General features: G+C 56.0%; 19 protein-coding genes. 15 read left to right on the top strand and 4 right to left on the bottom strand.

Translation table 11 applies throughout. The features are described from left to right. The coding region (locus tag HFM78_RS13575) for an RDD family protein (protein WP_287129987.1) at nucleotides 1-1010 on the bottom strand (1010 nt) is incomplete at its 3' end. A 276-nt stretch (nucleotides 1011-1286) separates the two neighbouring features. Here HFM78_RS13575 and HFM78_RS13570 point away from each other — a divergent pair. Next, complete coding sequence (locus tag HFM78_RS13570) at nucleotides 1287-2093, top strand: mechanosensitive ion channel family protein (protein WP_287129986.1); 807 nt, start codon at nucleotides 1287-1289, stop codon at nucleotides 2091-2093. On the opposite strand, the gene HFM78_RS13565 is transcribed toward HFM78_RS13570, so the two are convergent. Continuing rightward, complete coding sequence (locus HFM78_RS13565; RefSeq protein WP_287129985.1) at nucleotides 2090-3001, bottom strand: tetratricopeptide repeat protein; 912 nt, start codon at nucleotides 2999-3001, stop codon at nucleotides 2090-2092. The two genes, HFM78_RS13570 and HFM78_RS13565, sit on opposite strands and share 4 nt — an antisense overlap. Before the next feature lie 115 nt (nucleotides 3002-3116). Here HFM78_RS13565 and rpe point away from each other — a divergent pair, with 115 nt between their 5' ends. Next, complete coding sequence (gene rpe, locus HFM78_RS13560; RefSeq protein ID WP_287129984.1) at nucleotides 3117-3812, top strand: ribulose-phosphate 3-epimerase; 696 nt, start codon at nucleotides 3117-3119, stop codon at nucleotides 3810-3812. On the opposite strand, the gene HFM78_RS13555 is transcribed toward rpe, so the two are convergent. After that, a complete protein-coding gene (locus HFM78_RS13555; RefSeq protein ID WP_287129983.1) occupies nucleotides 3809-5266 on the bottom strand; it encodes an FAD-linked oxidase C-terminal domain-containing protein in 1458 nt (485 codons plus the stop codon). The genes rpe and HFM78_RS13555 overlap by 4 nt on opposite strands. 92 nt (nucleotides 5267-5358) lie before the next feature. On the opposite strand from HFM78_RS13555, the gene HFM78_RS13550 reads away from it, so the two are divergent. From HFM78_RS13550 to HFM78_RS13530, 5 genes are all read left to right on the top strand, one after another. Next, nucleotides 5359-6234 carry a putative selenate ABC transporter substrate-binding protein gene (locus tag HFM78_RS13550; RefSeq protein WP_287129982.1) on the top strand — a complete coding sequence of 292 codons (876 nt, stop codon included), beginning with the start codon at nucleotides 5359-5361 and terminating at the stop codon, nucleotides 6232-6234. Then, nucleotides 6218-6970 (top strand): phosphonate ABC transporter ATP-binding protein, encoded by a 753-nt coding sequence (locus tag HFM78_RS13545; RefSeq protein ID WP_287129981.1) that lies wholly within the window; start codon nucleotides 6218-6220, stop codon nucleotides 6968-6970. The genes HFM78_RS13550 and HFM78_RS13545 overlap by 17 nt, the downstream gene beginning before the upstream one ends. Before the next feature lie 83 nt (nucleotides 6971-7053). Further along, nucleotides 7054-8634 (top strand): ABC transporter permease, encoded by a 1581-nt coding sequence (locus tag HFM78_RS13540; RefSeq protein ID WP_287129980.1) that lies wholly within the window; start codon nucleotides 7054-7056, stop codon nucleotides 8632-8634. Between the two features lie 12 nt (nucleotides 8635-8646). Continuing rightward, nucleotides 8647-10236: a glycoside hydrolase family 57 protein gene (locus HFM78_RS13535; protein WP_287129979.1), complete on the top strand. Its 1590-nt coding sequence runs from the start codon at nucleotides 8647-8649 to the stop codon at nucleotides 10234-10236. Nucleotides 10237-10411: 175 nt separating this feature from the next. After that, the gene (locus HFM78_RS13530) at nucleotides 10412-11278 is read left to right on the top strand and encodes an RNA polymerase sigma factor RpoD/SigA (protein ID WP_287129978.1); all 867 of its coding nucleotides are present in this window, start codon (nucleotides 10412-10414) and stop codon (nucleotides 11276-11278) included. 88 nt (nucleotides 11279-11366) lie between these two features. On the opposite strand, the gene uvrB is transcribed toward HFM78_RS13530, so the two are convergent. Then, nucleotides 11367-13430, bottom strand: coding sequence for an excinuclease ABC subunit UvrB (uvrB, locus tag HFM78_RS13525; RefSeq protein ID WP_287129976.1), 2064 nt, complete (start codon nucleotides 13428-13430; stop codon nucleotides 11367-11369). A 105-nt stretch (nucleotides 13431-13535) separates the two neighbouring features. On the opposite strand from uvrB, the gene lpxD reads away from it, so the two are divergent. The 8 genes from lpxD to panB all read left to right on the top strand — a co-directional run bounded on the left by lpxD (nucleotide 13536) and on the right by panB (nucleotide 19089). Further along, a complete protein-coding gene (gene lpxD / locus HFM78_RS13520) occupies nucleotides 13536-14594 on the top strand; it encodes a UDP-3-O-(3-hydroxymyristoyl)glucosamine N-acyltransferase (protein ID WP_287129975.1) in 1059 nt (352 codons plus the stop codon). 84 nt (nucleotides 14595-14678) lie between these two features. Beyond that, entirely contained in the window at nucleotides 14679-15539 is an 861-nt protein-coding gene (dapF, locus tag HFM78_RS13515; RefSeq protein WP_287129974.1) for a diaminopimelate epimerase, read from the top strand. Between the two features lie 48 nt (nucleotides 15540-15587). Continuing rightward, nucleotides 15588-15992, top strand: a complete 405-nt coding sequence (locus HFM78_RS13510) for a hypothetical protein (RefSeq protein ID WP_287129973.1) — start codon at nucleotides 15588-15590, stop codon at nucleotides 15990-15992. 56 nt (nucleotides 15993-16048) lie between these two features. Further along, nucleotides 16049-16309, top strand: a complete 261-nt coding sequence (gene rpmA / locus HFM78_RS13505; protein WP_287129972.1) for a 50S ribosomal protein L27 — start codon at nucleotides 16049-16051, stop codon at nucleotides 16307-16309. Between the two features lie 2 nt (nucleotides 16310-16311). Continuing rightward, nucleotides 16312-17325: a hypothetical protein gene (locus HFM78_RS13500; protein ID WP_287129971.1), complete on the top strand. Its 1014-nt coding sequence runs from the start codon at nucleotides 16312-16314 to the stop codon at nucleotides 17323-17325. Continuing rightward, nucleotides 17306-18130 (top strand): thiazole synthase, encoded by an 825-nt coding sequence (locus HFM78_RS13495; RefSeq protein ID WP_287129970.1) that lies wholly within the window; start codon nucleotides 17306-17308, stop codon nucleotides 18128-18130. The genes HFM78_RS13500 and HFM78_RS13495 overlap by 20 nt, the downstream gene beginning before the upstream one ends. Next, the gene (locus HFM78_RS13490; RefSeq protein ID WP_287129969.1) at nucleotides 18131-18334 is read left to right on the top strand and encodes a hypothetical protein; all 204 of its coding nucleotides are present in this window, start codon (nucleotides 18131-18133) and stop codon (nucleotides 18332-18334) included. Next, the gene (panB, locus tag HFM78_RS13485) at nucleotides 18325-19089 is read left to right on the top strand and encodes a 3-methyl-2-oxobutanoate hydroxymethyltransferase (RefSeq protein ID WP_287129968.1); all 765 of its coding nucleotides are present in this window, start codon (nucleotides 18325-18327) and stop codon (nucleotides 19087-19089) included. The genes HFM78_RS13490 and panB overlap by 10 nt, the downstream gene beginning before the upstream one ends. Nucleotides 19090-19245: the final 156 nt, after the last annotated feature.

Genomic DNA, 19245 nt, shown 5'->3' with positions numbered 1-19245 from the left:
GGTGGGGCGGGGCGGTCAGCCGGCTGGGGACGGCTCTGGGTCGGTTGCTTGGTCGGAACGGGGTCTTGGCGACGACCGGCACTACCGCTGTCCACTGGGCGGTTCTTTTGACGCAGACCGCCAGCAACGGAGTCTACCGTCGCAACTCGCTTAGTATCAGGGGGGGTGACTTTTTCCGGCTGGGGCGTGGCTTTGGTCGCCGCTGCGGGTCCAACGAGGACAAATTCCAGGGGCGGGACGGGCGGCGGCGGTTCAGGTAACAAAAATGCCGGGACGGGTACGCCCAAGATCCGCAACCAAAGGATGAATAATTTAAGGAAATAAGTTAGAAATACCGCTAAAACAAAGGCTTCTAAATGAATCAAGGCTGAGGAAATCGTGCCATCGCGTTGGAAAACTGGGGTAAAGTCTTCTTCCTGGACGACGCGGGTGCCAGCTAGGTGGTCATGCCAAGTCCTGCGCTCGGGGCTAATCAAGCCATAGATGTAGCCCAACAGAAAAAACGAGCTAAGCAACTGCCCCGGCCCGTGGCGTAAAAATAGACGACCAAAGCTCAACTTCCCCTGAATCGCAACAATCTTGAGCCCCAGCAATTGTTTGCCTAGGGTCTTGCCGTTGCGGGAAGGCAGGATCAGCCGATTGAGCGTAAAAAAGATGAACCAGAGAAGCAGGGTGACCGGCAGGATGTAGACGGAATCATTGATCGCTGTTCCCAAAAGCCCGAGGGTCAAGGTCTGGTCTAGAGGCGCACTGCCCGTCTGCTCCAAAAGCTGGAATGCCTCCCATAGTCGTTGGGGAAACAGCGCATCAGCAAAGGCCGTACCCCCATCAAAAGGTGTTGCGTTGACCAAGCTGCGGAACCCTTGGACACTGACGTAACCTGTTACCGCAAGCAGATAGGGAACGGCAATCTCAACCGCTAAATCCAGCCCCCAAGCAGCGAAGCGCGGCCAGAGTGGAGCATCTGTGGTTTCGCGTAGCAAGGTACGCTCGAAGGGTACATTCGTCATAGGACTGGCATCACCATGGCCTGTTGCTTACTTTAATCTAGGAACCCCTACCCCTGCCACCCTCAGCAGAGACGATCATTTTTAGAATGCCAACGGGCAATAATAATGCAAGCTTTTTCAATGTCCGGTCAAGGTCTCAACTAGAGTTAAAAAAGTTCTTAAGAGTCATCATTTTTCTGACCCTAAACCTCTATACTCATGTCACAGTTTTGTCTGAACCCTGCTCTTGATGAAAGTCGGACTCAGGTAGATCCCAATATTTAGGAGTTCTGGACCATGGATTTTAATGTACTGATTCAGAGTACGACAGCGGTACTCGTCGCGGTGGGCCTCAAGGTGCTAGGGGCAATTCTCATCTATCTGGTGGGCCGTTGGCTGATCAATTTTGCCCTCGACCTGCTTCGCAAGGTCCTCATCAAACAGAGCGTAGACCAGACCCTGATTCGCTATCTTGGTTCATTCATTGCGGTCGCGGCGAATGTTGCCCTAGTGGTGGCGATCCTTGGTTATTTCGGGGTTGAGACGACCACCTTTGCGGCACTGGTCGCAGCGATTGGCGTGGCGATTGGCGCGGCTTGGGGTGGACTCTTGGCAAACTTTGCGGCTGGGGTGTTCCTCGTCATCCTCCGGCCCTACAAGGTCGGTGACTTTATTTGCGCTGGCGGTGTGACAGGCACGGTCCATGAAGTGGGGTTATTTGTCACGACGATTGATACTCCTGATAATGTCCAGACCTATGTGGCGAATAACAAGATCTTCTCTGACAATATCCAGAATTTCACCGTCAATCCTTACCGCCGGGTAGACTTAGTTGCTCAAATTAACCACAGCGTAGACCACAACGATGCCATCAAGCGGTTAAAAACGGGACTCGCGGGTATTCCCAATGTGCTGAGTAATCCGGCCCCGGATGTGGAAATTTTACAGTTTAATATCAACGGTCCCGTCCTCGCGGTCCGTCCCTACTGCAACAACAAGGATTACTGGCAAGTCTACTTCGACACCAACCGCCTGATCCGCGAAGCCTTCGATGCAGCGGGTTACCCAGCCCCGGAGCAGCACTTCACTATGCGCTCTAATTAGTCAAAGAGACTGGCTAAATCGAGTCGGGGTAGGTAGATTTCGGCCTCGGGAGCAGTGCCATGTCCTACCAATTGTTTGAACCGCTCATCACCAACGAGACTGGGGAAATCCAAGCCGGTACTTGCTTGGGCCTGTTTGTCGGGATGAAGTTGGAGAGCCTGCGCTAGGCTCATGAGAGCTTGGTCCGGTTGGTCCATTTGGGCCTGGGCCATGGCTTTGATGTACCAAGCCTCGGCCCCTTGGGTATTGATACCGAGGGCGAGTTCTAGGTTGTGGAGGGCCTGCTGGGTCTCTCCGCTCAGCAGGAGAATTCGTCCTGCGCCGAGATAGTCCTCATAACGTCCGGGGGGCAGGGTCGGAACGGTCGGGGGACTGGGTTGTGCTAACGCTTCACTGAAAGTGCGTTGCCAGTGATTTAACTCGGCCTGGAGCGTAACAAAGCGGTCTACCAAGGCCCCGATTTGTTTTTGCTCGGGGATCTCGGTCCGCAGTTGGGCGAGTTCTAGGCTGATTTCTTGGCGGTACTTCTGGAGTTGGGTTTCCAGTTGAGTTAACTTCATTTGCAGCTTTTGGGTCGGGTCCGGCGGGGTGGAGCGGACCAACTGATCTACGGTCGTGGCAAGGATTTGGACCTGGGCGGGTAGACGGTTTAACTCCCCTAAATTGGTTAGCTGGGCTTGGTGTTGGACCTCGTTGCTGAGATCGGACTGGGCCAGCTTGAGTCCGTTGACCGTTGCTGACATAGTTTGGTACTGGCTACTTAGCTGCTGTAGCTGGGGTTGGGGGTCTGGGGGGGCAGCAGGTAAGGAGTTTTGGACCCGGATGACCGCCTCCTCAATCATCTGCGCCACCTCTGTGCGCGTGATAGGCGGTTTACCAAATAAAAAGCCAGTCAAGCGTGTGAACACCGCTGTTCCCTCTAGGTAACGATGGGTCGGGAGCCTCAACCCCTCTTGTGCAAAGTACCCATTTTTCGGTTCCAACTCTACTAAACTTAGGGAGACAATGCGGACAGAGGTGGGTATGGGTGCAAAATCGGTTGTGGTCGCGCCTTCGATCCTATCGGCTGACTTTAGTCGTTTAGGTGATGAGATTCGGGCTATTGATGAAGCTGGTGCGGACTGGGTGCATGTGGATGTGATGGATGGGCGGTTCGTGCCAAACATCACGATTGGTCCCCTGATTGTCGAGGCGATCCGTCCGGTGACGACCAAACCCCTGGATGTTCACCTGATGATTGTGGAACCCGAACGCTATGTGGCGGACTTTGCTAAAGCCGGGGCTGACCACATCTATGTCCATGCCGAGACCAGTTCGACGACCCATTTGCACCGTACTTTGGGCCAGATTAAAGAGTTGGGTTGCAAAGCGGGCGTGGTCCTCAACCCCGGTAGCCCCCTGGAATTACTCACCTACGTCCTAGACCTGTGTGACTTGGTGCTGATCATGTCGGTGAACCCCGGCTTCGGCGGTCAGAGCTTCATCCCCGGCGTGATTCCCAAGATCCAGCAATTGCGCCGGATGTGTGATGAGAAGGGCCTAGACCCTTGGATCGAGGTGGACGGCGGCCTCAAACCCAGTAATAGCTATCTGGTGATCGAGGCGGGAGCCAATGCGATTGTGGCGGGTTCGGCGGTCTTCAAGGCTCCTGACTACCGCGCGGCAATTGAGGGTATCCGCACTTCCCAGCGGCCCCGGTTAGAAGCGTTGGTTCCTTAAAATAACAGCGCGTCCTTAACCTGCTCACGGCCTTGGGTCCTCGCTCCTTCGCCGCAGGTGCGCGGGGTCGGGAATAACTTGCCGGGGTTAGCTAGGTTCCGGGGATCGAAGACTTGACGGACCCAGTGCATCGTCTCTAGATCGGCTGGGGTGAACATATCGGGCATATAGCAGCGTTTCTCCGCCCCGATCCCGTGCTCCCCAGAGATACTGCCCCCGGAGCGCACACAGAGCTTGAGAATTTCACCGCCTAATTCCTCGACAGCGTGGAGTGCCCCTGGTACCGCGTTGTCGTAGAGGATCAACGGATGCAAGTTCCCGTCCCCGGCGTGGAAGACGTTAGCGACTTTATAGCCATGTTCTTCACCTAACCGCCCAATCTCTTGGAGAACTTCCGCCAGCCTAGTCCGGGGAATGACCCCATCTTGGACATAGTAGTTAGGGCTGAGTTTACCCATGGCGGCGAAGGCGGCTTTACGGCCTTTCCAGAGTTTGAGCCGTTGGTCGGGATCGGTGGCGGTGAGGACGGATCTAGCTCCGTTCTGGTAGAGAAAAGTTTCGATGCGTTGGGAGTTCTCTGTCACTTCCACCGCCAAACCATCCACCTCAACTAAGAGAATCGCCCCCGCATCACGGGGATAGCAGCCCGTCGCCACTACATCCTCGACGGCGTTGATGCTGAGGTTATCCATGATCTCCATGCCCGCCGGGATGATCCCCGCCCCGATGATGTCAGCGACCGCGCCCGCCGCCGCCGCCACAGTCGTGAAATCCGCAAGCAAGACTTGAACGGTCTCCGGGACCTTAAGAATTCGTAGGGTAATCTCGGTGGCAATCCCCAACGTTCCCTCAGAGCCGACGAACAGCCCTGTCAAGTCATAACCGGGCATTTCGGGTAGGGTCCCGCCCACATCTACGACCTCGCCCTCGGGGAGGACTAATTTGAGCCCCAGGACATGGTTGGTCGTCACGCCGTACTTGAGGCAGTGGACCCCGCCGGAGTTCTCGGCGATATTACCACCGATGGAGCAGATGACTTGACTGGAGGGGTCCGGGGCGTAGTAAAATCCCGCGCCACTCACCGCTTGGGTCACCCAGTTATTGATTACCCCCGGTTGGACGACGACTTGCTGGTTCTCTAGGTCCACCTTGAGGATGGTCCGCATCCAGGCGGTGACGATGAGCACCGAGTCGGTGACGGGGAGTGCGCCCCCCGAGAGCCCGGTCCCAGACCCACGGGCGACAAAGGGGACATTAGCCCGGTGGCAAATTTTGATGACTCGGGCGACGGCCGCCGTCGTCTTGGGTAGGACCACGACAGCGGGCTTCTCGCGGTAGCTCGTCAGCCCATCGCACTCAAAGACCAACATCTCTTCCGGGGTCCAGACCACTCCTTTTTCGCCGACTACCTGCTGAAATTCCCGTACTAAGGGCCGCCAATCCCGTGTCGTCATCTTTAGCTCAATCCTGTACTCTCAAAATACACGGGAACCCCCAGGCCTGGGGATGGATGCTAAATTGAACGATTAGCAATTTGAGTCTACCCATGTCCCAATCCCGCCGCGCCCTATTGGGGTTCCTCTTGGCTCTACCTGTTTCCGCCCAAGCTAAACCCTTAGTCATCGGGGCTATTCCTGACCAAGACCCCGAACTATTGCAGCGGCTCTATGGCAAGCTCGCCCGTTACTTAGAGACTGAACTCGGGGTGGCAGTTGTGTACAAACCCGTAACGGACTATGTGGCGGCGGTGACGGCTTTTCGGGTGGGGGACTTGGATTTGGTCTGGTTCGGTGGCTTGACCGGAGTGCAGGCTAGACTCCAGGTGCCCGGTGCCCAAGCCCTGGCCCAGCGCGAGATTGATGCCCAGTTCCACTCCCTTTTTATGGGTAACAAAAAAAGTGGACTCAGGCCGTTCCAAGACCTCAAGGGGTTGGCGAGTTTGAAGGGCCGTACGTTTACCTTTGGCAGTGAATCCTCCACCTCGGGCCGACTGATGCCTCAGTTCTTTTTGCAACAGGCGGGTGTGAACCTCGAGGACTTCAAGGGCCAGCCCGGATTCGCCAATTCCCACGACACCACCCTGCGCTTGGTCGAGGCGGGGAGCTACGAGGCGGGGGCGATGAATGAGCAGGTATTTCTGAAACGCTCGGAGACGGGCGCGGTGGACTACACCCGAATCCAGGTGCTTTGGCGGAGTCCAGCCTACTACGATTACCATTGGGTGCTGAACCCCACGGTCCAAGCTCGCTACGGAGCCAAGTTTGCCGAACGGGTCCAGACAGCCTTTTTACAGCTAGACCTGAAAGTCCCGGCCCAAAAAGAAATCCTCGGACTCTTCGGTACTCAACGCTTCATCCGCACCCAGAACCGCAACTATGCTCAGATTGAACAGGTCGCCAGACAGATTGGCAAAATCAAGTGAACCCCACCTCCAAGTCCAGGGGGTAACGTACTGTTATGGCAACACTGCCGCCCTCACCGACATCAACTTGACTCTCTACCCCGGTGAACGGGTCGCCCTAATCGGGCCGAGTGGAGCCGGGAAAAGCACTCTACTTAAATTGCTCAACGGGACCCTAACCCCGACGACTGGGACGGTCTCGGTTCTGGGAGTACCTTTAGCTGACCCAAACCCCCGCCGCCGCCGCGCCCTCCAACAACAGATTGGCACCGTGTACCAACAGTTTCATCTCGTCGAGAATTTACGGGTCATCCACAACGTCAACGCGGGTCAATTGGGACGCTGGCCCTGGTACCAAGCCCTCTGGTCCCTGGTTTGGCCCCAAGGAATTGAGACGGCCCGTCAAGCTCTCGCCCGAGTCGGTTTACCGGACAAACTCTACAGCCGCACTGACCGACTTTCCGGCGGCGAACAACAACGAGTTGCCATCGCCCGCATCTTGGTCCAGGACCCCGCCATCCTCCTCGCCGATGAACCCATCTCTAACCTCGACCCTGCCCGCAGCCACGAAGTGATGACCTTACTTACCCATTGCGGACAGGGCAAAACTTTAATCATGAGTCTCCACGCCCTTGAATTTGCTCAGACTTACTGTGAAAGACTCGTAGGCTTGCGGGAGGGAAAAATCTTCTTTGACGGTCTCGTTACTGCCATAACGCCCCAACAGATTACCCAGCTTTATCGTCTTGAGCCGTGAGCGTCCAGACTGTACCCCGTTCGTTTTTATTAAACCCCCTTTTATTACTACTGGGAGTTGGGCTTTTCCTGATCTTGAGCCGTGTGGAACAACCGTGGTTTAACCCGGATGGATGGCCCTTGTTGGCTCAGTTCCTCAGCGCGAGTCTGCAACCGGACTTGAGTGCAGAATTACTCATGATTACTGTAGATGCAACGTTAGTTACGCTCGCCTACGCAGTCTGTGGAACTTTTTTGAGTGTGCTATTGGGGCTAGTCGGGGGGCTTGGTTCCTCAGCGATCTGGTGGGAACTGGTCCTTCCTGGTCAAAAAGGGATTTGGCTGGTCCTGCGTGGTCTACTCGCGATACCCAGGGGCATCCATGAAATTATCTGGGGAATATTTTTTGTCAACCTCTGGGGACTGGACCCCTTGGTGGCGGTGGTGGCGATTGCCCTGCCTTTTGGGGCGATTACGGCTAAGGTCTTCTCAGAAATCCTGGATGAGACCCCGCGCCAACCTCTACTAACCCTGATTCAGAGCGGGGTTTCGCCGTTTGTGGCGGTGGTCTATGGGCTGTTGCCCCAGGCGTTTTTGAATCTACTCTCCTACGGGTTTTATCGTTTTGAATGTTCGCTCCGCTCAGCGGCGGTGTTGGGAATTATCGGGGCAGGGGGCCTGGGCTACCAAATCCTGCTTAGTCTGCAATCCCTGCGCTACAACCAACTGTGGACGTTTTTTTACGCGCTACTGCTCCTCAATGGCACAGTTGACCTGCTTAGTGCGCTCTTGCGTCGTCGTCTGGGCTGCACGCCACGGATCGCGCTCCCACAGGGCAAGCTAAGGTCAGTGCGGCCTCAGGGCCCGGTTTTGTTGGTAGTAAGTCTAGGGTTGGGCTTGCTAGTCCCCTTCTGCTTCTGGTACATCCATCCCGATGTCAGTAAACTCTGGGCACCGCACACCGGAGAACTCTTGGCACAACTGGGTCAGTCCGCTTTCCCACCCGAGTTGACGATGACCACCCTCCAACAACTGCTCCCCTTGGCCCTCCAGACCCTCGGGATGTCCGTCCTGGCTATTCTTGTGGCGGGGGTGGGCGGGGTTTTACTATCGTTTCCGGCGGCGAGTAACTTCCGTCGGTTCCTAGGCATGGACGCGCCCTGGGGCTGGTTATTCCTCCTCGGGGTGCGGGGCGTCCTCCTGTTATTTCGCACGATCCCCGCGCCGATCTGGGCTTTAGTGTTCTTATTCGTCCTGTTTCCTGGAATTCTCCCCGGTGCCTTGGCTCTAGGAATTCACAATCTAGGCATCCTGGGTCGGCTGATGGCGGAGGGGATTGAGAATTTGGACCAACGCCCACTTCAAGCCCTCCCCGGTGCCTCGCCCCTCGTCGTTTTTAGCTACGGGGTCCTCCCGGCAACCCTCCCCGGTGCCCTGGCCTATACCCTCTATCGCTGGGAAGTCTGTATGCGCGAGACGGTGCTGGTCGGGCTGGTGGGCGCGGGGGGCCTCGGGCGATTGCTGAGCGAACAGTTGAGTAGTTTTGATTACCGGGGGATGACGGCGACGCTCTCGGTGCTGATTTTGTTAACTTTCCTGGTTGATGTCTTGAGTACCCAGGTGCGAAATCAGTTGCGCTACGGAATAAACACCCGAAAGTCTGGCATCATCAAGGGTGGCTCTTAGAGGTTGGTTGCCATGGCTCTTGGTTATCTGGCATTGGTGTTACACGCTCACCTGCCCTATGTCCGCCACCCAGAGACCGGCTATGTCTTGGAGGAAGAATGGCTTTTTGAGGCCATCACCGAGACCTATGTACCCCTGATTCGGATGTTTGAGGGACTGGAACTCGACGGGATTGATTTTAGACTTACCATGTCTATGACCCCGCCCTTGGTGGCGATGCTCGAGGACCCCTATTTACAAGATAAATATGACCAACACCTAACCCTCACCCGCGAACTGGTGGCCCAAGAACGGGAACGCACGAAAGGCAACGGGCATCTGCAATATCTGGTCAGCCACTACGAGACCTATTTCCAGCAGGCTTACGACACTTGGCATCGTTATGGGCGCGACCTCGTGCGGGCCTTCAAGTATTACCAGGACCGGGGCAATCTCGATATCCTTACCTGTGGCGCGACCCACGGCTATCTGCCCTTGATGCAGATGTATCCCCAGGCGGTTTGGGCACAACTCAAAGTGGCGGTGGATAGCTACGGGCTGGCCTTTGACCAAGCCCCCAAGGGCATCTGGTTGGCTGAGTGTGCCTACTTCCCAGGGTTGGAGCGGATGATTGCCGATGTGGGGTTGCGCTACTTCATCACCGACGCCCACGGTATTCTCTACGCTAAACCCCGGCCCCGTTACGGTCCCTACGCGCCGATTTTTTCCCATTCAGGCGTGGCAGTCTTCGGACGGGATTATGAATCCTCGCAGCAGGTCTGGAGTTCAGAAGTGGGCTACCCCGGCGATCCAGCCTACCGAGAGTTCTATAAAGACTTGGGCTATGAAGCGGATTACGAGTACATCAAGCCCTACATCATTCCCAACGGGACCCGCAAAAATACCGGGATTAAGTACCACCGCATCACCTCGCGCACGGGCGCCTTGGAGGGTAAAGAACTCTACGATCCCTACTGGGCGCGTGAAAAAGCCGCTGCCCACGCCAGTAACTTCATGGAAAACCGGGTCCGCCAAGTCGGGTATCTCAACCAGATTATGGGCCGCGAACCGATTGTGCTCTCGCCCTACGATGCTGAGTTGTTCGGGCATTGGTGGTATGAGGGTCCCTGGTTCCTCGATTACCTGATCCGCAAGTCCACCTACGACCAACAGACTTACCGGATGACTCACCTTGCTGAATACCTGCAACTCAACCCCACCCAGCAGGTCGCCACCCCCGCCCAATCCAGTTGGGGAGCTAAGGGTTTCCACGAATATTGGCTCAACGATACCAACGACTGGATCTATCCTCATCTACACAAGGCCGCTGAACGGATGATTGAGCTCTCCAAACGGGAACCCCAGGATGAATGGGAGTGGCGTGCCCTCAACCAGTGTGCCCGTGAACTGTTGCTCGCCCAGTCCTCAGATTGGGCCTTTATCATGCGGACGGCGACCATGGTGCCTTACGCGATCCGTCGGACCCGCTCCCACCTCCTGCGCTTCAATCGTCTCTATGAGGCTCTGCACAAGGATAATCTCGACCGGACTTGGCTGGAAAAAGTGGAGGTTTTAGACAATATCTTCCCGGAAATTAACTACCGGGTCTATCGTCCGCTCTAGCAATATTACGGACTGTTACGGATAGAATGTTGCGTACTATTACGCAAGTATTAAAAGTTATTTTAAAACACGTAGTTAGTAATTGACACTTGCGATCCCCGAAACTTATTCTAGGGGAGTGCCTCCTCGGAGGCGACAGGACGTAGGACGCAGTGTTGATTCGCAAGGAGGGGCCATGGGGCGCGCTATTGCCATGTCCGATAAGGATTCGGTGGGTCTATATCTGAAGGAGATTGGGCGGGTTCCACTGTTGAACCCTGAGCAAGAAGTTTTGTTAGCCCGTCAAATCGCGGAGGGTGGTTCTCGCGGTGAGTGGGCCAAGGGTCGTCTCGTCCAAGCCAACCTGCGCTTGGTTGTCTCGATTGCCAAGAAATATATCAATCGCGGGGTACCGTTCCTCGACTTAATTCAGGAAGGTTCCATCGGTTTGATCCGGGCGGCAGAAAAGTTCGAGCATGAACGGGGTTACAAGTTCTCCACCTATGCCTATTGGTGGATTCGCCAAGCCATCACCCGTGCGGTAGCTTCTCAAGCGCGGACGGTCCGTTTACCCGTCCATATGGTGGAGAAAATCAACAAGGTCAAGCGCATCCGTCGCCAACTGGTCCAAGAACTGAATCACCAGCCCACCCATGAGCAGTTAGCCGTTGCTTTGGAACTGGAGCCGGATGAATTAGAGGCCATTCTCCAAGCTTCGCGGCGCACGGTTTCGCTCAACGTCGCCGTGGGTAAGGAGGAGGATACGGAACTCATTCAACTGATTGAGGATGACCAGGGTTTGCCCTTGGCAGAAGCGATTGACCGTCAGAATATGTGCCAGGAGGTGAACGACCTCTTGATCCAACATCTCACGCCCCGTGAACGCGACATCATCAGTCTGCGCTTCGGGTTGGTGGATGGTCGGCAACGGACCCTAGATGAGGTAGGCCACATTTTTGACCTCTCCCGTGAACGCATCCGCCAGATCCAGGCCAAGGCTTTCCGCAAGCTCCGCCGGGTCCGCCAACGTCCTAAGCTCCACGACTGGATTCGTGCCCTTTAAATAAATGCCCCGCCTTTAAAAACGCGGGGCATTTATTTAGTAATTGACGGCTGACAACCGTACGAGCATTACCCTTGCTGTTTCGTTGCTAGGGTTGGGGCAATCCGCTTTTAACCGTACTGCTGGTCCCGAGTAGTCTTTCGCGGAGTTTTTTAAGCTCGTCGCGGTATTGGGCGGCTTTTTCAAAATTCAGCTTTTTGGCCTCTTCTTTCATTTGCGTTTCAAGTTGACCGATCAGTTCGGGTAGGGTGTCGAGGGGAATCTCGGTGCTGTTCTCGATGGCAGTGGCGAGTTCTTGCTGGTTGAGTTTGCGGGAGATAGCGAGGAACTCAAGGATACTGTTCTCAACTTTTTGGGCGATGTTGCGGGGGGTGATCCCGTGTTCCTGGTTGTATTGGGTCTGGATCTCGCGGCGGCGGTTGGTCTCGGCGATGGCCCGTTCCATAGAGTTGGTCATGCGCTCGGCGTACATGATGACCTGACCGCGCACGTTGCGGGCGGCGCGTCCGATGGTCTGGATCAAGGAGCGTTCGGCCCTGAGGAACCCTTCTTTGTCCGCATCCAGGATCGCCACGAGGGAGACTTCGGGGAGGTCTAGCCCTTCTCGTAAGAGGTTCACGCCAATCAGGACATCGAATTCACCCTGCCGGAGGGCTTGCAGGATCTCGATGCGTTCGATGGACTGGATATCAGAATGCAGATAGCGCACCTGGATACCGCGCTCCTGAAAGTATTCCGTCAGGTCCTCTGCCATGCGCTTAGTCAGGGTGGTAATCAAAACCCGCTCGCGCCGGACTACCCGGTCTTTAATCTCATACAACAGGTCATCCACCTGACCTGCCACCGGGCGGACCATAATCTCAGGGTCGACCACCCCCGTCGGTCGGATCACCTGCTCGGCGACATGACCCCCGATGACCCGTTTATCCTCGTCGTAAACCACTTCTGACAGTCCCAACTCCCAGTCACCGGGCGTGGCGGAGACGAAAACGGCTTGGCGGACTTTCCCCCAAAACTCCTCGGCCTTGAGCGGGCGGTTATCGGCGGCGGAGGGCAGACGGAAACCGTGGTCAATCAGGACTTTTTTGCGGGCTTGGTCGCCGTTGTACATGCCCCGGATTTGGGGAACGCTGACGTGGGATTCATCTACCAAGAGCAACCAATCGGCTGGGAAGTAATCAACTAAACAAGAGGGCGGGGTCCCTGCGGTCCGGGCGGTGAGTTGGCGGGAATAATTTTCGATGCCGTTGCAGTAGCCGACTTCCTTGAGCATCTCTAGGTCGTAGCGGGTACGCTGGGCAATCCGTTGGGCTTCAATCAGTTTGCCCTGTTGCTCGAAATGAAGCACTTGCTCCTTGAGTTCCGCTTCAATATCCAGACAAGCGCGTTCGAGTTGGTCTTTGGGGGTGACAAAGTGTTTGGCGGGGTAGATATTTAACGCGCTTACACTGTTGATACTCTGGCCCGTCACCGGGTCACACCAACGAATGGCCTCAATCTCATCGCCAAAAAGCTCCACTCGGATAATCCGGTCCTCGTAGGCCGGACCCACCTCAACTACATCCCCGCGCACCCGGAACCGGCCCCGGCCTAGCTCCACATCATTGCGGTCATATTGGATCTCAACTAAGCTCCGCAGCAGATCGCGCTGGTCAAGGCTCTGGCCCACTTGAAGCCGCACGGCGGCCTGGAGATATTCCTCGGGCATCCCCAAACCATAAATACAGGAGATGGAAGCCACCACAATCACATCACGCCGTTCAAATAACGACCGGGTGGCACTGTGGCGCAACATATCAATCTCATCATTGATGGCAGCAGTCTTCTCAATGTAAGTATCCGTGCGCGGGATGTAGGCTTCGGGCTGATAGTAGTCGTAATAACTGACGAAATACTCCACCGCGTTGTGGGGGAAGAAGCGACGGAACTCGTTACATAGTTGGGCCGCGAGGGTTTTATTGTGGGCCAAAACGAGGGTGGGGCGGCCCGCATTGGCGATGAGATGCGACATGGTGAAAGTCTTCCCCGTACCTGTAGCACCCAAGAGGGTCTGGTAGGGTAAGGGCTCCTGGATACCTTGCGTCAATTGCTGAATGGCCTGGGGCTGGTCCCCTTGCGGCGTGAAGGGCGAGACAACCTGAAATTCAGACATCAGTGGTGGCTTCGCGATAGGATTATCCATTTTAACCCGCCGCTTTGGGTATCTGTGCCGCTGGGTCGGGGGTGATACCATGACGCAGAATGAGGAAATCGTGCCATGACCTTGAGTGTTAGCGTTGCTGATTTTGCCCGCCTGATTGATGGTCAGGTCGTCCGTTCCAGCCCAGTCGCGATTACTGGGGTTGCTGACCCTGAGACAGCCCAGGCGGACCAGGCTACGTTTTTCTTAGAGCGGTTGCCCACGCCGACGGGGGCAGGGCTGGTGATTACACAGACCAAACAGGATTGCCCCGGTACCGCTGCCCATATTACCGTGGCTCAGCCCCGCGTCGCCTTTGCCTATGCGCTTGCCCACTTCCACCCTGAGCCAATTAAGCGGCCTCCCGTCGGTATCCACCCCCAAGCCTTAGTCCATCCCACGGCAACGATCCATCCCACGGCCTGCCTCGGCGCGGGGTCCTACGTGGGAGCCGGGACCACGATTGGAGCGGAGACGGTCCTCTTCCCCGGGGTCTACCTCGGAGATAGCGTGACGGTGGGGCGGGGCTGTCTACTTTATCCCCAGGTGGTCGTGCTAGACCGTGGGGTGTTGGGAGACCGGGTCATCCTCCATCCAGGGGTCGTCATCGGCGGCGATGGTTTTGGCTTTACCAGTACGCCCCAGGGCCAACTCAAGGTCCCCCAAGTGGGCCGGGTGGTCTTAGAAGACGATGTGGAGATTGGCGCAAACTCGACCGTTGACCGGGCAACCCTCCGCGAAACTCGGATTGGACGCGGTTCCAAACTTGATAATTTAGTGATGATTGGGCATAACGTCCAGATGGGCCAAGACTGTTTGGTTGTTTCGCAATCAGGAATTGGCGGCTCGACCAAGTTGGGAGACCGAATTATCGTAGCGGCTCAATCTGGGATTGCTAGCATGACCCATATTGAGATTGGGGCGGATTCGGTCATCTATGGACGCGCCGGGGTCCACAAGTCCTTCCCGTCTGGGTCCCAGATCGCGGGCTTCCCGGCCCAGGACCGTCTCCGTGAACGCCGTCAACAAGTCTCCTTAACCAAAGTCCCAGAACTGCTCAAAGAAATGCGTGAACTCCAAAAACGTGTCCAAGACCTAGAACAGGCACAAGGAATTCCCCGCACACCACAAGCGTAGCCTTGGTTAAAGTCGAGTTACCTGTGGACATTACCGCCTTGGCAGTACCCGAAGTGATAACCTAAAGCAAATTCCAACACCGCCATGACCACGATCCCTTTTGTGAAATATCACGGACTAGGCAATGATTTTGTCTTAATTGACAACCGCCACCAGCCCAGACTCGTCCTCACCCCCGCCCAAGTCAGTCAAGTCTGCGACCGCCACCAAGGAATCGGGGCTGATGGCATCATCTTCCTTAAAACCGCCCCCACGCCCGCTGAATCCGCCGCCATAGTTATCCTCAACAGCGATGGCTCCGAAGCTCAAATGTGTGGCAATGGCGTTCGCTGCTTAGCCCACTTCATGCAAGACTTAAAAATTCCCACGCAAGGGGGTAACTACCCCCTCTGGACTGGCGCAGGACGGATCACGCTCCAACTCCAAGCCGATGGCACCGTCACGGTAGATATGGGTTTACCCCGCCTCGCCGCTGCCCAGATCCCGACCACGCTAAGTACCGAACAAGTACTAGAAATGCCTTTAGAAGTGGCAGACCGGACCTTTATAGTCACTTGCGTCAGTATGGGCAATCCCCATACCATCATTTTTGGCGAAACCCCTAGGGACTGGCAGCAGTGGGGCCAACGGATTGAACACCATCCTTACTTCCCCGAGCGCACCAACGTCCATTTTGTGCAAGTAATTGATGAACACACCCTAAATGTCCAAGTCTGGGAACGGGGAGCCGGGGCGACGCTAGCCTGTGGCACTGGGGCTTGCGCCGTTTTAGTGGCGGCAATCCTGACCGGACGGGCTAAGTCCCCCGCCCGAGTCCATCTTCCCGGCGGACCCTTAATGATTAGCTGGACCGGAGAAAATGTCTGGATGCAGGGACCCGCTACCCGCGTTTTTGCCGGGAGTTTTGACCTAACCACATTCATCGAGACTCCCGGGATCGGCTAATCTAAGGTTGGAAATGGGTGGCCTAGGCTGTCCTGTTGGGGAAAACCGATGAATACAGTTGCTGAACGCTATGCCCGTCTGGGCCGTTGTTACGTTCAATTGGCGGACCAGTTCGCGGAATTGGACCTCGAACACATGTACCTCAAGCGCAAGCTGGTGGAACTACTCAAAGCCCTCAAAACTGCCCAGCAGCAAGCTGAAATCCTAGCTACTGAAAATACAGAATTACGCCAAGAAAATAGTGCAATAAAAGCGCAATACGAAGTCCTCCAACAGTTTGAAGCCCTTCTTGACCCCATGTTGTTACTGGAGCTCGAGGAAGCCGAGAAAGCCATCCAGTTGGTCAATGAGACCATTAGTGAGCGTACCAAAGACGAAGACCCAGACCTCACCCCCGAAGATAAAAACCTCGCCTCCGCCTATATGGATGAAGTGATGACCCACAGTCCTTGACTTTACAGAGGGGACAGGGCGAGCTAAATTAGAAGACTGTTGTTGGATGCATTCCCATGGCTCACAAGAAAGGTACTGGCAGTACACGCAACGGGCGGGACTCCAATGCCCAACGCCTCGGTGTTAAGCGTTTTGGCGGAGAGACAGTCCGCGCCGGGAATATTTTGGTCCGGCAACGGGGCACCAAACTCCACCCTGGTAACAATGTCGGACGGGGCAGTGACGATACCCTGTTTTCCTTGATCAATGGGGTTGTGACCTTTGAGCGTTTAGGCCGTGACCGTCAAAAAGTCAGTGTTTACGCCACCGTGGAATAATCATGGCCCGTTCCAAACTCAGTGAGGCGGAACGCGAAGAACTCGTCCGCCTCTACCGGGAAACCCCCAAAACGGCAACCCGGTTAGCGGAAGATTTTAGTATTAGCGTCAGCACTGTGGCGCGTATGCTTCGTGCGGCAATCCCCGAGGCGGACTACAATTTACTTTCGCAAGGTAAGCGTCGAGGCACGCTTGAAGCGGTAGCAGAGGAAATCCTGCTCGATCTTCCCGAAACTCCCTTGGCCCTCGAAATTCAACTGCCCATTGTGGCTGAGTTAGAGCCTGAGATTATCACTCCGGTCCTGGAATTAACCCCGGAAGCTGCACTCCTCCCCGTTGCGGTAGAACTACCCGCAGCAGAACTCCTACCTCCCATCACAGCAGTAGTTGAAGCATCAATTTTAGAAGAATTAGTCGAAACTGGCCTTGAAGCAGATACGGACTTAGACTCTGAGCTATTCTCCCTCGAACCTGACAGCGAAGACAGTCTCGAACCCGGCCTAGAAGACAGTTATCTCCCCACGGCTGTCGCTGCCCCGCCCCTCGAAGTCCTGCCCTATCACCGGATGGAGTTACCAGAGATCTGTTACATCGTGGTGGACCGTTGGGCAGAGTTGATTGTGCGGCCTCTGGGGGAGTTCAACTTCTTGGAGAATGTCCCGCCCCAAGAGCAAGAAGCGGTCGCCCTACCCGTTTTTGACAGTCACCGTTGGGCTAAGCGATTCTCTAATCGCTTCCAGCGTATCCTGCGTGTACCGACCCGTCTCTTGGATGTCACGCGGCCCTACTTAATGAACCGGGGAATTACCCGCCTATTGGTGGGTCGTCAAGTCTTTGCTTTGGCGCAAGAAATTGGCGAAGAACCCCTCATGCCGAGAGTCCCAGTAGCAGTGGCAGACTTGCCTACTTTGGGCGAGCGGACATTGGACGAAGAGGAGTTTGAGACCTTGGCAGAATTTGACGAAGCTGAGGATGGCGACGAAGGGGAGGACGAGGATGGTCCCGACAATTTCTGAGTTACAGGACCCCCTGCGGATTGCTGGACGGACTTTTACCAGTCGTCTAATTTTGGGCACCGGTAAGTACCGGACCTTGGGCGAGATGCAACAAGCCCTAGCTGCCTCAAGTTGTGAGATTGTGACAGTCGCCGTGCGCCGGGTACAGATGGGGCAAGAAGCACCGGGTCACCAGGGACTCGCCCAAGCCATTGACTGGCAACGGTACTGGCTTTTGCCCAACACAGCAGGTTGTACCACAGCGGATGAAGCCCTCCGCGCCGCACGACTGGGGCGCGAACTCTGCCGGACCCTGGGTCAAGAGGACAATAATTGGGTCAAGCTAGAAGTCATCCGTGACCCCAAATACTTGCTCCCTGACCCCTTGGGTACCCTGAGGGCGGCTGAACAATTAGTCCACGAGGGGTTTGCGGTCTTGCCCTATATCCATGCCGACCCGGAATTGGCTCGCCGATTATGGGAACTAGGAACCGTCACGGTCATGCCCCTGGGTTCGCCGATTGGGTCCGGGCAAGGTCTCAAAAACCGCGAAAATATCGCCATCATCATCGAGAACTCGCCAGTCCCAGTGGTGGTAGATGCGGGAATTGCCGTTCCTAGTGAAGCAGCTCAGGCAATGGAGTTGGGGGCGGAGGCGGTGCTGGTCAATACAGCCATTGCCCAAGCCCAAAATGCGGGAATGATGGCTCTGGCAATGGCAGGCGGAGTACGGGCGGGCCGGGTGGCTTTTCGGGCCGGGCCGATGGTGCGGCGGGTGGTGGCTCAGGCCAGTTCTCCTGTCACAGGTTTGGTGGGGTCTCTTTGAATGCGTGAGGTTTTCATGGTGTTTTTGGCTTCTTGTCCGCTGGACCGGGGTTTGGAAGTGGGTCAGACGACCGCGCCCTTTTTGAGTTTGAGTATGATTTTGCCTTGGTTACTCGTGGTCGGCCTGAGTGGGTCGGGGTACTTGTTGTGGCTCGTCGTCCAACCCAGGATTGAGCCTTTATTGCGTCGTTGGCGATGGTCCTGACGGTCCGTCATTTACAAACCTACCGCGACCAGGGCCGGCCCATCGTTGCTTTGACAGCAACAGAATATAGTTTGACCCGTATCTTAGACCAAGCCGGGGTGGACCTGTTATTGGTCGGAGACTCGCTGGCGATGGTGGCCCTAGGCTATCGCACCACGATTCCGGTCACGGTCGAGGAGATGTTGCACCACACCCGCGCCGTGGTCCGGGCGGTCCAACGGGCGGTGGTGATTGCCGATTTACCTTTTGGCAGTTACGGTACCCCTCAGCAGGCCTTCGCCACGGCGGTACAATTTCTCCAGGCTGGGGCCCAGGGGGTCAAGGTCGAGGGGGGTGCGGCGGCGACAGTAGAAATCGTTGCTTTTTTGGTGGAACGGGGCATCCCGGTCCTAGCCCATCTAGGATTAACCCCGCAGTTTGTCCATCAACTCGGTGGGTTCCGGCAACAGGCAGACTCCCCGGCGACCGCCCAAGCCTTGCGGGTAGCGGCTCTCCATCTCCAAGAAGTCGGGGCTTTTGGGCTAGTCCTTGAACATATCCCCGACGAAGTAGCCCAGCGCGTGACCCAAAAACTGACCATTCCCACCCTGGGTATCGGTGCGGGTCCCCACTGTAGCGGTCAGATCCTCGTTACCCACGACCTGTTGGGTTTATCGGAAAAACTCCCGCCCTTTGTCCAACCCGTCTTGGATTTGAAATCGTTAATCCATGATGCGGTAACTCAGTTCAGCGAGACCGTCCGCAAGCCTACGTGAGTAGGACTGTTATTTGAGGACTACCCATCAGGCAGAAGTGGCATAACTGCGGCGCGGTTTACCGCCCTTTTTGCGCTCCACCCCGAGACTCAAGAAGGCCTCGGGCACCACGGGCACCTTAGGGCTAATGCCGGTGGTGTGATAGACCGCCATATC

Origin of the sequence: Candidatus Cyanaurora vandensis, from assembly GCF_013285555.1 — a bacterium.
GTDB classification, from domain to species: Bacteria; Cyanobacteriota; Cyanobacteriia; order Gloeobacterales; family Anthocerotibacteraceae; genus Cyanaurora; species Cyanaurora vandensis.
Note: the sequence above shows the minus strand (reverse complement) of the source record. Positions and strands in the feature narration are given on the sequence as shown.